The organism is Streptomyces albidochromogenes (genome assembly GCF_005981925.1).
Lineage (GTDB): Bacteria > Actinomycetota > Actinomycetes > Streptomycetales > Streptomycetaceae > Streptomyces > Streptomyces albidochromogenes.
Map to the genome: position 1 here is coordinate 1 of NZ_VBVX01000192.1, position 13,037 is coordinate 13,037.

Consider the following 13,037-nt stretch of genomic DNA (forward strand, 5'->3'; position numbering starts at 1 on the left):
GCGCGGGGCGGGGCGGTGCCGGGCAAGGAGCGGACGCGGAAGGTGCGGAGCGTGCCGGGCGGAGGCACGCGCCCGGCACCCGCGGGAACAGGGGGCCTAGCGCCGCAGTCCCGTCCACGCGGGGTGGCGTGGGTCGTCTGCCCGTACCACCACGTCGGCGGCCTCACCCGGAGCGGCCTCCTGCTCGTAGCGCGCGAAGGCGGGGAGGGTCCACCGCGCCTCCGGTGCGGTCCTGCGCTCCAACGCCGCGGCCGACAGGCGCACGTGCACGGTGAGGTCGAAGGGGAACCAGTGCCGCAGGAGCATCGGGCCGTGCAGCAGCAGCACACCGCCGGGCGGCAGGGGGACGTACGGGCTGCGCGTCGCCCGGTCGGTGGCCGGATCCCACAGGTCGGGCAGCACGCGTCCGCTGCCCCCGGGCTCCAGCGGTGTGAAGACCTCGCGCCACAGGGCACCGGTGTCGAACCAGCCCTCGTAGTAGGAGTGCGGGTCCTGCCTGCCGAACTCGTAGCGCAGCGACGCCGGCCGCAGGAAGTCCTCCGCCGCGACGACGAGGACCGTTCGCCCCCGCAGGCGCAGGGCCCGGGACAACCGCTCCGCCAGCTCGCCGGTACCGGCGGCGGGTGCGCCGTCCAGAGCGGCTCTGAGCCAGGGTGACGGCCGCTCGTCCGCGCCGGTGAGGCGGTCGGCGAGGGCGGCGGCGAGGCGGTCCCAGGTGATCGCTTCGAACCGCACGGTCAGGCAGCGGGATCCGGCCGGGCGCCGAGCGCCGCACCCCGCTCCGCGACCAGGTCCTGGCAGGCGCGCAGGCCCGGCCGCGGCTCGACGCCCGAGGAGCGGACGGCGAAGACGGCCTGGACCGATCGCCCCTCGGCCAGGAGTTCGTCCACCTTGTCGCGTACGGCGGCGGGAAGCGCGGCCCACAGATCGGAAGTCATACGGCCGACCCTAGTCGCTCGCGCGGCGGCGCCCGCCGGACGAGCCGGTCTACTCCCCCGACGCGCAGGCCGGTGCCTCGGCGTCGACGGAGAGCGGACTGCCGGCGGGCAGCATGTAGGTCACGTACAGCACGACCGGCTCAGTGCCCAGGTTGCGGCCTATGTGGCGGTGCTTGGGTCCGGACGGCTCGATGAAGGACTGGCCGGCGCTCGTCGTCTCGACGGAGCAGTCGCCGAGCGTCCGCGACAGCGTGCCCTTCTGTACGACGGCGATGAGCTGACCGGGATGGTGGTGCCAGCCGGTCGAGCCGCCCGGGGCGATGGTGATCGTGCGGACGACGACATCGGTGACCCCCTCGGCCTCCACCTTCATGCTCCCGGAGGAGGTGCCGCTGGCCAGCACCGTTCCGGTCACGCCGCTGCCGGGTGTGGCGAGCGCGGCGGACGGTACGACGCCGAGCGCCGCGACGCACCCGCCGAGGACCATTCCTTTGGGCCCCCACCGCCGCTCGCCGCCGCGCACACGTCGCAGCAATCCCCTGAACCTCATCCGTCCCCCTCCAACTCCTGAGCACGGGGACGGTGTTCGACCGGAAATCCCCTCGCCCGCACCGCCGAATCGGGGCTCACCGTATCCGAGAGTCGATCCTCACCCCAGAGGGTGCGCGCGACGGAAGCGGGCCCGGGGGCGTAGCCGGCCCCCGGGCCCTGTCGGTTGCCGCCCTGTGGCACGCCGTCCAGTAAGGGGACCAGGTCAGTCGTGATGTCGCCGTGTCATGCCTTTAGACCACCGCGGACCGAGCTCCGCGGGCCGGAATTGAACCGGCATCTCGACGCGCATGGGCCTGGGCCCGGTTGAACCGGCGATCGGCGGCGAATGCTGAGTCTGGAGCAAGAGTCTGAGATTGATCGCGGGCACATCCGGTTCCGGTTGCGCGCCGCGGCAGTCACGACGAACTTCAGTTTCAGCTTGCGCTCCTCGCGCACCCCGGCCGCACGATGGCGGCCGGGGAGTCAGTGAGGCTACCCGAACAGGTAGCCGAAAACAGCGTCACCCACGCGCTGGTCCGTGACCTCGGCGCCGTTCGCCTCTTCCCGCGCGAACTTCACGGCCTGCTGGAGCTTCTCCACCCGCTCGAGCAGCTCGTTCACGCGGCGGGCGGTCAGCGCGCCGGAGAACTTCACGGTCGTCCAGTAGCCGACCGGGATGTCCTCGTAGTACACCTCGACCTGCGCCGGGTGCTTGTCGGTCGCCTCCGCCTTGACGTGGTTGCGCGGCACCTTCTTCGTACGGAGCGTCCGTACCGCGTCGGTCTTCCAGTCGTCGGTCGAAGGGTCCAGGGTCCACGCCTCGGAGGCGTCCAGCACCGGCAGCTTGCGGACGAAGGCGTTGATGTCCGCCAACTGCTTCTCCAGGAAGAGCAGATAGGAGACCGGCGCCTCGCTCACCAGCACCCGTCCGTCGACGGTCACGTCGGCGCGGGCGGTGCAGTTGGCCCAGTCCTTGGTGGCGGTCACGTCGAACAGCCGCGTCAGCGACTTCGCGGTCTCGCGCAGCACGTCGCCGGCCCGCACCTGCACCCGCGTGGACTCGGGCGGCAGCTGCTCGCCCTCCTCGTCCTTCGCCTGGTACGTACGCGAGATGCCCGCGAGCAGCGCAGGCTTCTGGAGGCTGTGCTGGGCTGCCGTCAGGTCCTGCTGCGCCTTGGACTTGACGCCTTTCTCGACTGCGATGATCTGATTGAGTTTCGCCACGTCCGTGACGCTAGCAACATCAACTGCCCGATCTCGAACGATTATTCGCGAGGCCCGCGGAACGGCCGTGGGCACCGCTGGGCCGAGGCGGCGGCCGCGAGCGTACGGCGACTGCTTCGGTACTGCCGCTGGGTACGCTCCCCGTATGGACCTGGTGGTGATCGAACCAGAACCTCGCCGGCGCAGGCACTGCGCCGAGTGCCGTCAAGGCCCGCTCCGATTCCACACCCTCGAATTCAACGCCGTCATCTGCCTGAACTGCGCGGATCTGGCGCACCTGGTCCACCTCCCCCGGGGCGACGCGGCCCTGACGCGCAGGGCGCGTGAGGCGAGCTCGCTGTGGGCGGTGGTCGTCCGCCGCAACCGGCGGCGTCGGCGCTACGAACGCCAGGGCCTCCTCGTCGAGGCACCGGCCCTGGCCCGCGCCGAGGCCGCCTGCCTGGCCGACGCGGACGCCCGGGCCCGCCGCCGGGCACGCGACGCGGCCCGCCGCGAGGCCGAGGACGTACGCTTCACCGCCGCCCTGAGCGCCGCAATCCTCCGGCTCTTCCCCGCCTCCCGCACTCCTCCAGTGCCTCGGCCAGCACCCGGTCGTGCAGCGCCGGGTCCAGCTGCTCCGCCTCGGGGACGGGATTCGCTACGATCAGCGCCGCTTCCGGCCCGGCCAGCGCGTCCTGGGCCCGCATGACCGCGGCCACTTCGTCGGGCGTCCGCACGGTCCAGTCGACCGGCTCCCCGGAACTGCTCAGGTAGAACCCCGGGAAGTTCCCCGTGCCGTACCCGAGGACTCCCACTCCGAGCGTCTCCAGCCGCTGCAACGTCGCCGGCACGTCGAGTATCGACTTGACCCCCGCGCACACCACCGTGATCCGCGTCCGCGCCAGCAGTCCCAGATCAGCCGACTCGTCCTGCGTCTCGGTCCACTCCCGGTGCACGCCGCCGAGCCCTCCGGTGGCGAAGACGCGCAGACCCGCCCGCGCGGCCAGGAACGCCGTGGCCGACACGGTCGTCGCACCGCTCGCACCCGCCGCCAGCGCCGGCGCGAGGTCACGGTGGCCCAGCTTCCGCACGGAGTCATCGTTCGCGACCCGGTCCAACTGGGCCTTGTCCAGCCCGATATGGGCCCGGCCGTCGAGCACGGCGATGGTGGCGGGAACGGCCCCCTCGGTACGTACCACCTCCTCCAGCTCCTCGGCGACCCGCAGATTGCGTGGGCGCGGCAGACCGTGCGCGATGATCGTCGATTCGAGAGCTACGACGGGGCGGCGCTGCTCCAGCGCCTCCCGGACCTCCCCGGACATCTGCGGTGCGGCGGTGTCAGACATGCCCCCATCCCTGGCGCGCCGGGGGGCGCCTCAAACGTCACGCGGCGCGCCCCTTGTGCACGGCGACGATCACCCAGGAGCCTGTCCGCATGACAGGAACACATCTTGATCACGTCGTACTGTGGGTCAACGACCCTCTCGCTTCAGTGGAGTTCTACGAGAACACCGTCGGTCTGACCGGAGTGCGCACCGCCGAGTACGCGGAGGGCAAGGCGGCCTTCCCCTCCGTGCGGGTCTCCGCCGATTCCCTCCTCGACCTCGCCCCGCTCACCATGACGGGCTCCATGGACGCCATCCCGGGGGCCGGGGGCACGGCCGGTCACCCCGTCAACCACGTGTGCATCGCCATGGACAAGCAGGACTTCGAGGCCCTGCACGCCCGGCTGGAGGCGAACGGCGTCGCGGTCTCGCCGTATTCCCACAACAGTTTCGGAGCGCACGGGGCGTCCCCACGCTCGTTCTACTTCCGCGACCCCGACGGCAACATCATCGAGGCCCGCCACTACGACGAATGACCGGACGCGACGCGCGCCGGGGCGGGGCTGCGTGCCTCGCCCCGGACCCGGGCCCCTGCCTCCCCACACATACGCGCGAGCAGGGTCCACCACGGACAACGCCCCTCGGTGAGCCACCGCGCACGCCCCCGCTAAGGTGACGCGCCATGACGACAATCGATCAGACGCCCCCTTCTTTCGTTGTGCACATCCCGGACGCCGAACTGGAGCCGGAGCCGCTCGACCCGGACCAGATCGTGTCCGGCGAACCGGTGGTGACCGGCAAGGTGCTGTGGGAGTCGCCCGACGGGAAGCAGCTGCGCGGGATCTGGCAGATCACGCCCGGCGTGGTGACCGACACCGAGGCCAACGAACTCTTCGTGGTGGTCAGCGGGCGCGCCACCGTCGCCGTCGAGGGCGGCGACACTCTGGAGATCGGTCCGGGTGACGCGTGCGTGCTGCGCGAGGGGGACCGTACGACCTGGACGGTGCACGAGACGCTGCGCAAGGCGTACCACATCAGCCTCTAGCGGCCGGTGCCCTCCGGGTCGCCGGGGCCGGCCGGGTCAGGACGGCCGGCGGGGCCGGAGAGGCCGTCGGCGGCGACGGGTCCCGCGGCGTCGACGGGTCCGGCGGAGGCGACTGCTTCGGCGGGAGTGACGGTTTCCGCGGGGACGACCGCTTCGGCCGCCGCGCTCTCGGCCCGCCCGCCTCTGGTGGCCATCAGGGCCAGCGCGGCCATCGGCAGCAGCAGGCAGGCGCCGATCGCGTTGAGCCAGCCGTAGCCCGCCTGCGCGACGACGAGGCCGGCGGCCGCGCCGCCGATGCCCGCCGCGGAGTTCATGGTCAGGTCCGACAGCCCCTGGACCGCGGCGCGGGCCGGCTGCGGTACCGAGTCGGTCAGCAGGGCGGAGCCCGACACGAGCCCCGCCGACCAGCCGAGGCCCAGTACGAAGAGCCCGGCGGCGGTCTGCGCGTGGCTGGGGCCCGCCGTACCGGCCAGCAGGGCGGCGAGGCAGAGGAGACCCGCCGCCAGGCCAATGACCGCGAGACGGCCGACCCGGTCGGACAGCCAGCCCATGACCGGTGAGAACGCGTACATCCCGGCGATGTGACCGCTGATGACCAGACCGACGAGTTCGAGATCGGCGCCGTGGTGGCCCAGGTCGACGGGGGTCATCACCATGATCGAGACCATTACGGTGTGACTGACGGCCACCGTCACCAGGGCGAGCCTGGCCCGCGACGAAGCGGCCACCGCTTCGAATCCGGCGCGCAGCGAGCGGCTCGCCGCCGACTGCGACTCCGCCGGGGCCAGGGCCCGGGCGGTGAGGAGCGGATCGGGCCGCAGCAGTACGGCGACGAGCAGACCCGTGACGAGGAAGATCCCGGCGGCCCACAGGAACGGGCCAGCCGTCCCCGGTATGGAGGTGCCGGTGAAGGCCCGGCCCGCCGGGGCCGCGATGTTGGGGCCGAGGACCGCGCCGATCGTCGTGGCCCAGACGACCGTCGAGATGGCCCGGGCGCGCCGGTCGGGCTCGGCCAGGTCGGCCGCGGCGAAACGCGCCTGCAGGTTGGCCGAGGACGCGGCGCCGAACCCCGCCATGCCGAGCAGGAGCAAGGGGAAGTTCCCGACGACGGCCGCGACGACCACGAGGCCCGCGCCGAGTGCGCCGATCAGGTAAGCGAGGACGAGGCCGGGCCGCCTGCCGCGCGAGGTCATCAGGGAGGCCAGCGGGATCGACAGCAGCGCGGTGCCCGCGACGGACGCGGTCGGCGCGAGCCCCGAGACCGCCTCGGTGCCGCTGACTTCGACCGCCAGCACGGGAGCGAGGGCGATGCCGATGGGCACGCCGAGCCCGCCGAGGATCTGGCTCACGACGAGCACCGCGGAGGTACGCCGCCGCAGGGCGCGCAGCGCCTCGGGCGCGGGGGCCGCCACGGCCGTCCGTCCGGCCGCCTTGTCGGTCGTGGTCACCGCGTGTACGCCTTTCCCCCGTCGGCGGCGGGCGCCGCCGCGATCCGGCGGCTCGTCCGGTGCCGCCCGTCGGGACCTGGGGGCAGCAGGGCACCCCGGATCGGCGGACGGCTGACGAAGGAGCCGGGTCCGGGCTCGCGCACGGCAGGGGTGGTAGTCACCGCCGCAGTGTGCCAGTCCTTACGCGGGCAGGGAACCGGGAATGCCCGGCCACGGTCGCCGGCCGGGCCCGCCTCAGAACAGCGGCTGGGGCAGCACCCCTTCGAGCGCCAGCAGCGCCCGCTTCGTCTCCAGGCCCCCGCCGAACCCGCCGAGTCCGCCGTCGCTCTCCACCACGCGGTGGCAGGGCACCACCACGGGCAGCGGATTCGACCCCATGGCGGCGCCCACCGCCTGCGCCGCCCCGGGCTGCCCGACCCGCCCCGCCAGATCGCCGTACCCGACGACCGTGCCGTACGGGACGGTCGTCAGCTCGCGCAGCACCTGCCGGTTGAATCCGGAGCTGAGCGACCAGTCCAGCGGCAGGGCGAAGTCACGCAGCTCGCCGGCGAAGTACGCCGCGAACTGCCGTATGGGCTCGGCCAGCCTGGGGGAGCCGGGCGCCTCGCCCACCTCGGCGCCCAGCCGTGTCCGCAGCTGGTCGAGGACCTTCTCCCGTACCGCCGGCCCGGCGTGGAAGACCACGCACACCAGACCCGCGTCGGTGGCCGCGAGGAGCAGCGGCCCTATGCCGCTGTCGCCGCTGCCGATGACCGCCCACTCCACGAACCGCCCGTCGCTGTCCATGCGCACCACCGTACGGCGGGGCACTGACAACGGCCGCCGAGGCCGCCGGAGGCTAGTCGCCGACGGCGTCCCGCACGATGTCGGGATGGTTGGTGATGATCCCGTCCACGCCGAAGTCGTCCACCCGGGCGGCGTCCGCGGCCGTGTTCACCGTCCACGTGTTGACCTTGAGCTGCCTGCCGTGCGCGCCCTTCAGCCGGTGGACCGCCGCCGTGTACGCGGCCGTGAGCGAGGTGTGGGGCGGATTGATCTGGTCCGTGAACCGCGCGTACTTCGGCAGCTCGGCGACCGGGGGCGCGCCGAGGAAACCGGTCGTGATGTCGGGCCGCTGCTCGTGCACGGCCTTCACGCTGTCCGCGCCGAAGCTCTGGATGACGAGCCGGTGCTTGACGTGGTGGAGGTTCAGCCAGCCCGCCCTGCGCAGGACGCGCAGCGTGTCCTTCTCGATGCCCGGGTAGAGCTCGGGCTTCTTGATCTCCAGCAGCAGCTTCTGGTGGTTGCGCTCGACCCGGTTCACGTACTGCCTCAGGGTCGGCACGCGCGCGCCCGCGAACTTCGGGCCGAACCAGCTGCCCGCGTCCAGCGTGGCGATCTCCGCCGCGGTGAAGTCCTTGATCTTCCAGGGCGACCGGCCGGGGAAGCGCTTCTCGACGTCGGTCGTCCTGGCCAGGCTGTCGTCGTGGACCACGACCAGTTCGCCGTCCTTGGTGCGCTGTACGTCGTTCTCCACCCAGTCGAAGCCCATCCGGTCAGCCAGGTCGACCGCCGCCAGCGTGTTCTCGGGCGCGTACGCGGACGCGCCACGGTGAGCGATGACGGACGGCCCCTCGGGGCGGGCGACGGGACCGGCCGCCCGGGTGACCGGGGCGGGCAGCAGCAGTGCGGCGGCGCCCAGAAGCGCGGCGGCGGAGGCGGTGCGTGCGTACACAAGGACTCCTCGCGTGGAGCGATCACGGACGGTCCGAGAGTGACAGCAGATAGTCAACATCGCACAGGCGGAGGATGGCCACGAAGTGAACGAAAACGTCGCGCGGGCGTCACGTGTCATCTCCCGGCCACTGAATTTGCCGGGAAAACGTGTACTGATCACTCGCCGCCGCCTACTCTCGCCAAAAACAGGCCTCGGTACCACGAGTGGGGCCTTCTCCACCTGGTGACGGCAGCTGAAGGGCGCAAAAGGCATGCAGGGCACTGGCACTGTCGACGGATTCAGCTACGGCCTCGTCACCCCGGTCGCGGCGTACCTCATGGCCTGCCTCGGCGGCGCGCTGGGACTGCGCTGCACCGCGAGAGCACTCACGAACGAGCGGCGCGGCCGGCGGGCCGGCTGGCTCTCGCTCGCCGCAGCCGCCATCGGCACCGGCATCTGGACCATGCACTTCGTCGCGATGACGGGGTTCGCGGTGAAGGAGACCGCGATCGGTTACGACGCGACCCTGACGTACGCCAGTCTCGGTGTCGCCGTCGTCATGGTCGGCATCGGCGTCTTCATCGTCGGACACCGGGGCGTCACCCCCATGGCCCTGGTCACCGGCGGCACGATAACCGGCCTCGGGATCGCGACCATGCACTACCTCGGCATGGCCGGAATGCGACTGCGCGGCCAGCTCCAGTACGACACGCTCACCGTCGCGCTGTCCGTGGTGATCGCGGTGGTGGCGGCGACGCTGGCGCTCTGGGCGGCCGTGTCGGTCCGCGGCTTCCTGCCGATTCTCGGCGCGAGCCTGGTCATGGGCCTCGCGGTGAGCGGCATGCACTACACCGGCATGGCGGCGCTCAGCGTCCATCTCCACGAGCCCGCGAGCGGAGGGGGCGAGTCGCCGGCCCCCGTCCTCGCGCCGATGCTGATCGGCCCGGTGATCCTCGTGATCGTGGCGGGCGTGGTGACGCTGTTCGATCCGCGGCTCGCCGGCGGCCGCCCGCGCCGGCGGGGGCGGGCCCCGGCCGGCATCCCGCGCCCGGCCGCGGAAGCCTCCTGGCGCCGGTGACCCGGGCGATCACCACGTGAGTGTCAGTGCCGGGTCGTACGGTTGATGCATGCGGCCCGTTTCAAGCATCGAACGTACGGTGGCGCCCTTCGAGGTCGTCAGTTCCTACCAGCCCAGCGGCGACCAGCCGGCGGCCATCGCCGACCTGGAGCGGCGTATTCGCGCAGGTGAGAAGGATGTCGTCCTGCTCGGCGCGACCGGCACCGGCAAGTCGGCGACCACCGCCTGGATGATCGAGAAGCTTCAGCGCCCCACCCTCGTCATGGCGCCGAACAAGACGCTCGCCGCCCAGCTGGCGAACGAGTTCCGCGAGCTGCTGCCCAACAACGCCGTCGAGTACTTCGTCTCGTACTACGACTACTACCAGCCCGAGGCGTACGTCCCTCAGTCGGACACCTACATCGAGAAGGACTCCTCGATCAACGAGGAGGTCGAGCGGCTGCGCCACTCCGCGACGAACTCGCTGCTCACCCGCCGTGACGTCGTCGTGGTCGCCTCCGTCTCCTGCATCTACGGCCTCGGCACGCCGCAGGAGTACGTGGACCGCATGGTGCCGCTGAAGGTCGGCGAGGAGATCGACCGCGACCAGCTGCTGCGGCGCTTCGTCGACATCCAGTACACGCGCAACGACATGGCCTTCGCCCGCGGCACCTTCCGGGTCCGCGGCGACACCATCGAGATCTTCCCGGTCTACGAGGAGCTGGCCGTCCGGATCGAGATGTTCGGCGACGAGATCGAGGCGCTCTCCACGCTGCACCCGCTCACCGGCGAGATCATCAGCGAGGACCAGCAGCTGTACGTCTTCCCCGCCAGCCACTACGTCGCCGGTCCCGAGCGCATGGAGAAGGCGGTCCGCGGCATCGAGAAGGAGCTGGAGGACCGGCTCGCCGAGATGGAGAAGCAGGGCAAGATGCTGGAGGCCCAGCGTCTGCGCATGCGCACCACGTACGACCTGGAGATGATGCGCCAGATCGGCAGCTGCTCCGGCATCGAGAACTACTCGATGCACATGGACGACCGCGCCCCCGGCACCGCGCCGCACACCCTCCTCGACTACTTCCCCGAGGACTTCCTGCTGGTCATCGACGAGTCGCACGTCACCGTCCCGCAGATCGGCGCGATGTACGAGGGCGACGCGTCCCGCAAGCGCACCCTGGTCGACCACGGCTTCCGGCTGCCGTCCGCGCTGGACAACCGCCCGCTGAAGTGGGAGGAGTTCCAGGAGCGCATCGGCCAGGCGGTGTACCTCTCCGCCACCCCCGGCGCGTACGAACTCTCCCGGTCCGACGGCTTCGTGGAGCAGATCATCCGCCCCACCGGCCTCATCGACCCCGAGGTCGTGGTCAAGCCCACCGAGGGCCAGATCGACGACCTGGTGCACGAGATCAGGAAGCGCACCGAGCGGGACGAACGCGTCCTGGTCACCACCCTCACCAAGAAGATGTCCGAGGACCTCACCGAGTACTTCCTCGAACTGGGCATCCAGGTCCGCTACCTGCACAGCGACGTCGACACGCTGCGCCGCGTGGAGCTGCTGCGGGAGCTGCGCTCCGGCGAGTACGACGTCCTGGTCGGCATCAATCTGCTGCGCGAGGGCCTCGACCTGCCCGAGGTCTCGCTGGTGGCCATCCTCGACGCCGACAAGCAGGGCTTCCTGCGCTCGGGCACGTCCCTGATCCAGACCATCGGCCGCGCGGCGCGCAACGTCTCGGGCCAGGTCCACATGTACGCCGACAAGGTCACCCCGGCGATGGAGAAGGCCATCGACGAGACCAACAGGCGCCGGGAGAAGCAGATCGCGTACAACACGAAGCACGGGGTCGATCCGCAGCCGCTGCGCAAGAAGATCAACGACATCGTCGCCTCGATCGCGCGCGAGCAGGTCGACACGGAGGAGCTCCTCGGCTCGGGCTTCCGGCAGCCCAAGGAGGGCAAGGGGGCCAAAGCCCCGGTGCCGGTCCTCGGCAACAAGGCGGCCAAGGGCGCCAAGGCGGGCAAGAAGGGCGACGTGCTCACCGACCGCCCCGCCGCGGAACTGGCGGCGCTCATCGAGGAGATGACGGAGCAGATGCGCGGCGCCGCCGCCGAGCTCCAGTTCGAGGTAGCCGCCCGACTGCGTGACGAGGTGGGCGAGCTGAAGAGGGAACTGCGACAGATGAGGGAGGCGGGGCAGGTCTGACGAGCCTGACACCTGGTGTGTTGCAAGACCGACACAAAGTACGCCGCGACTGTGGCGGCCCGGGTGTCACTGCGTAGGGTTCTCGACAGCCGCACGCACACGGGCGGGCCGCGGGGTAAGCATGGAGAGGGGACAGCGCGTGGTGGACGTATCCAAGGGCAGCGCGCCCGGGGGACCTGGCGTCAATCTGACCAAGGGTCAGGCCATCAGCCTGGAGAAGAAGGGCGGCGGCACGCTGACCGCCGTCCGGATGGGGCTCGGCTGGCAGGCGGCGCCGCGGCGCGGGCTGTTCGGCTCGCGCACCCGGGAGGTCGACCTCGACGCCTCGGCCGTCCTGTTCGCGGACAAGCAGCCGGTCGACGTCGTCTTCTTCCGTCACCTCGTCAGCGACGACGGCTCCGTGAAGCACACCGGTGACAACCTGGTCGGCGGCGCGGGGCAGGGCGGGGACGACGAGGCGATCCTCGTCGACCTCCAGCGCGTGCCGGTGCACATCGACCAGATCGTCTTCACGGTGAACTCCTTCACCGGCCAGACGTTCCAGGAAGTGCAGAACGCGTTCTGCCGCATCGTCGACGAGACCAACGGCCAGGAGATGGCCCGTTACACACTCGACGGCGGCGGCCAGTACACCGCCCAGATCATGGCCAAGGTGCACCGCGCCGGCGCCGGCTGGCAGATGACAGCCATCGGCACCCCTGCCAACGGCCGTACGTTCCAGGACCTGATGCCGTCGATCCTGCCGCACCTGTAGCGGGCGACCACCGAAGCACCCGCAGCTCCCGGAGGCATCGGCCGCCGGGAGCTGCACCACATGCGCTCCACATCTCACTGGACGCAAGCCACCACCGGCCACCTCTGTGGCCGTCGACAACGCGACACGGGGGAGACAGGCGATGACGGCCGAGCTGGTCCGGGGGCAGAACCACCCCCTGCCCCAGGCCCGTTTGGAGATCCGGGTGTCGGCCGGCACACCGGTCGTGGCCGGTGCCACGCTCTGCGACGAGCAGGGCGCCGTACGCGGCACGGAGTGGGTCGCCCACCCCGGCTCGCCGAACCTCCCCGGGCTCGAAGTGTCCAAACAGGCCGCGGCCGACCACCGGCTCGCCGTGGACCTCGAAGCCCTGCCCGAGACCGTGCACCGGCTGAACGTCCTGCTCGCCCTCCCCACGGGCGGGGGAGGCCCGGTCCGCTTCGGCGCCGTCGCCGCCCCGTTCGTCTCGGTCACGGGTCTCGACGGCGCCGAGGTCGCCACCTACACCGTGACCGGCCTGGACAGCGAGTCCGCCGTCGTCGCCTTGGAGATCTACCGCAGGCAGGGCGTCTGGAAAGTGCGCGCCGTGGGCCAGGGGTACGCGGGCGGCCTCGCCGACATGCTCGGCGACCAGGGCCTTCCGCAGGCACGTGAGCTCGCGGCGACCATCCAGGCCGCCGTCAGCAGCGGCATGACGCGCGCCGTCGCCCCGCCGCCGCCCCGGACCCAGAACGACGACCGGGCCCGGCGTACGACGTCCCGCGCGGCGAGCGCCGGACGCGACGCGCAGGGCGACGCGGCGCCGTCCCCCACGACCGCCTCAGCCGCGACCCCCGGCCC

15 protein-coding genes are annotated in these 13,037 nt (G+C 71.5%); 6 read left to right on the plus strand and 9 right to left on the minus strand.

Features of this window, described 5'->3' with window-relative positions; genetic code table 11:
- Window positions 1-96: 96 nt before the first annotated feature.
- The 5 genes from E2E34_RS22625 to E2E34_RS22650 all read right to left on the minus strand — a co-directional run bounded on the left by E2E34_RS22625 (window position 97) and on the right by E2E34_RS22650 (window position 4,018).
- The gene (locus E2E34_RS22625) at window positions 97-735 is read right to left on the minus strand and encodes a nucleoside/nucleotide kinase family protein (RefSeq protein WP_138903749.1); all 639 of its coding nucleotides are present in this window, start codon (window positions 733-735) and stop codon (window positions 97-99) included.
- Window positions 736-737: 2 nt separating this feature from the next.
- Window positions 738-938: a hypothetical protein gene (locus E2E34_RS22630; RefSeq protein ID WP_138903750.1), complete on the minus strand. Its 201-nt coding sequence runs from the start codon at window positions 936-938 to the stop codon at window positions 738-740.
- Between the two features lie 49 nt (window positions 939-987).
- Window positions 988-1,425 (minus strand): cupin domain-containing protein, encoded by a 438-nt coding sequence (locus E2E34_RS22635; RefSeq protein ID WP_138903760.1) that lies wholly within the window; start codon window positions 1,423-1,425, stop codon window positions 988-990.
- Between the two features lie 536 nt (window positions 1,426-1,961).
- A complete protein-coding gene (locus tag E2E34_RS22640) occupies window positions 1,962-2,693 on the minus strand; it encodes a DUF7873 family protein (RefSeq protein ID WP_138903751.1) in 732 nt (243 codons plus the stop codon).
- Between the two features lie 512 nt (window positions 2,694-3,205).
- Window positions 3,206-4,018 carry a pseudouridine-5'-phosphate glycosidase gene (locus tag E2E34_RS22650; protein ID WP_138903752.1) on the minus strand — a complete coding sequence of 271 codons (813 nt, stop codon included), beginning with the start codon at window positions 4,016-4,018 and terminating at the stop codon, window positions 3,206-3,208.
- A gap of 89 nt (window positions 4,019-4,107) precedes the next feature.
- Here E2E34_RS22650 and E2E34_RS22655 point away from each other — a divergent pair, with 89 nt between their 5' ends.
- Both E2E34_RS22655 and E2E34_RS22660 read left to right on the plus strand, forming a co-directional pair.
- On the plus strand, window positions 4,108-4,533 hold the full coding sequence (locus tag E2E34_RS22655; protein ID WP_138903753.1) for a VOC family protein: 426 nt from the start codon (window positions 4,108-4,110) through the stop codon (window positions 4,531-4,533).
- Between the two features lie 146 nt (window positions 4,534-4,679).
- Complete coding sequence (locus E2E34_RS22660; protein WP_138903754.1) at window positions 4,680-5,042, plus strand: cupin domain-containing protein; 363 nt, start codon at window positions 4,680-4,682, stop codon at window positions 5,040-5,042.
- Here the strand turns inward: E2E34_RS22660 and E2E34_RS22665 are convergent.
- The 4 genes from E2E34_RS22665 to E2E34_RS22675 all read right to left on the minus strand — a co-directional run bounded on the left by E2E34_RS22665 (window position 5,039) and on the right by E2E34_RS22675 (window position 8,204).
- Entirely contained in the window at window positions 5,039-6,490 is a 1,452-nt protein-coding gene (locus E2E34_RS22665; protein WP_208765310.1) for an MFS transporter, read from the minus strand. The two genes, E2E34_RS22660 and E2E34_RS22665, sit on opposite strands and share 4 nt — an antisense overlap.
- A complete protein-coding gene (locus tag E2E34_RS35580; protein ID WP_167518355.1) occupies window positions 6,487-6,651 on the minus strand; it encodes a hypothetical protein in 165 nt (54 codons plus the stop codon). The genes E2E34_RS22665 and E2E34_RS35580 overlap by 4 nt, the downstream gene beginning before the upstream one ends.
- Before the next feature lie 73 nt (window positions 6,652-6,724).
- A complete protein-coding gene (locus tag E2E34_RS22670; RefSeq protein ID WP_138903755.1) occupies window positions 6,725-7,276 on the minus strand; it encodes a methylated-DNA--[protein]-cysteine S-methyltransferase in 552 nt (183 codons plus the stop codon).
- Between the two features lie 52 nt (window positions 7,277-7,328).
- Window positions 7,329-8,204, minus strand: a complete 876-nt coding sequence (locus E2E34_RS22675; protein ID WP_138903756.1) for a glycerophosphodiester phosphodiesterase — start codon at window positions 8,202-8,204, stop codon at window positions 7,329-7,331.
- Between the two features lie 253 nt (window positions 8,205-8,457).
- On the opposite strand from E2E34_RS22675, the gene E2E34_RS22680 reads away from it, so the two are divergent.
- From E2E34_RS22680 to E2E34_RS22695, 4 genes are all read left to right on the plus strand, one after another.
- Window positions 8,458-9,264, plus strand: coding sequence for an MHYT domain-containing protein (locus E2E34_RS22680; protein WP_138903757.1), 807 nt, complete (start codon window positions 8,458-8,460; stop codon window positions 9,262-9,264).
- Window positions 9,265-9,313: 49 nt separating this feature from the next.
- Complete coding sequence (gene uvrB, locus E2E34_RS22685) at window positions 9,314-11,443, plus strand: excinuclease ABC subunit UvrB (RefSeq protein WP_138903758.1); 2,130 nt, start codon at window positions 9,314-9,316, stop codon at window positions 11,441-11,443.
- Window positions 11,444-11,564: 121 nt separating this feature from the next.
- Window positions 11,565-12,197, plus strand: coding sequence for a TerD family protein (locus E2E34_RS22690; protein ID WP_138896155.1), 633 nt, complete (start codon window positions 11,565-11,567; stop codon window positions 12,195-12,197).
- 142 nt (window positions 12,198-12,339) lie between these two features.
- On the plus strand, window positions 12,340-13,037 hold a 698-nt coding region (locus tag E2E34_RS22695), incomplete at its 3' end, for a TerD family protein (protein ID WP_138903759.1).

Bases quoted from the DNA above. Each gene is read 5' to 3' on its own strand.
- E2E34_RS22650 (WP_138903752.1), bottom strand. From the start codon at position 4,018: ATGTCTGACACCGCCGCACCGCAGATGTCCGGGGAGGTCCGGGAGGCG.
- E2E34_RS22635 (WP_138903760.1), bottom strand. From the start codon at position 1,425: ATGGTCCTCGGCGGGTGCGTCGCGGCGCTCGGCGTCGTACCGTCCGCC.
- E2E34_RS22690 (WP_138896155.1), top strand. From the start codon at position 11,565: ATGGAGAGGGGACAGCGCGTGGTGGACGTATCCAAGGGCAGCGCGCCC.
- E2E34_RS22655 (WP_138903753.1), top strand. From the start codon at position 4,108: ATGACAGGAACACATCTTGATCACGTCGTACTGTGGGTCAACGACCCT.
- E2E34_RS22670 (WP_138903755.1), bottom strand. From the start codon at position 7,276: ATGGACAGCGACGGGCGGTTCGTGGAGTGGGCGGTCATCGGCAGCGGC.
- E2E34_RS22630 (WP_138903750.1), bottom strand. From the start codon at position 938: ATGACTTCCGATCTGTGGGCCGCGCTTCCCGCCGCCGTACGCGACAAG.
- uvrB (WP_138903758.1), top strand. From the start codon at position 9,314: ATGCGGCCCGTTTCAAGCATCGAACGTACGGTGGCGCCCTTCGAGGTC.
- E2E34_RS22660 (WP_138903754.1), top strand. From the start codon at position 4,680: ATGACGACAATCGATCAGACGCCCCCTTCTTTCGTTGTGCACATCCCG.
- E2E34_RS22680 (WP_138903757.1), top strand. From the start codon at position 8,458: ATGCAGGGCACTGGCACTGTCGACGGATTCAGCTACGGCCTCGTCACC.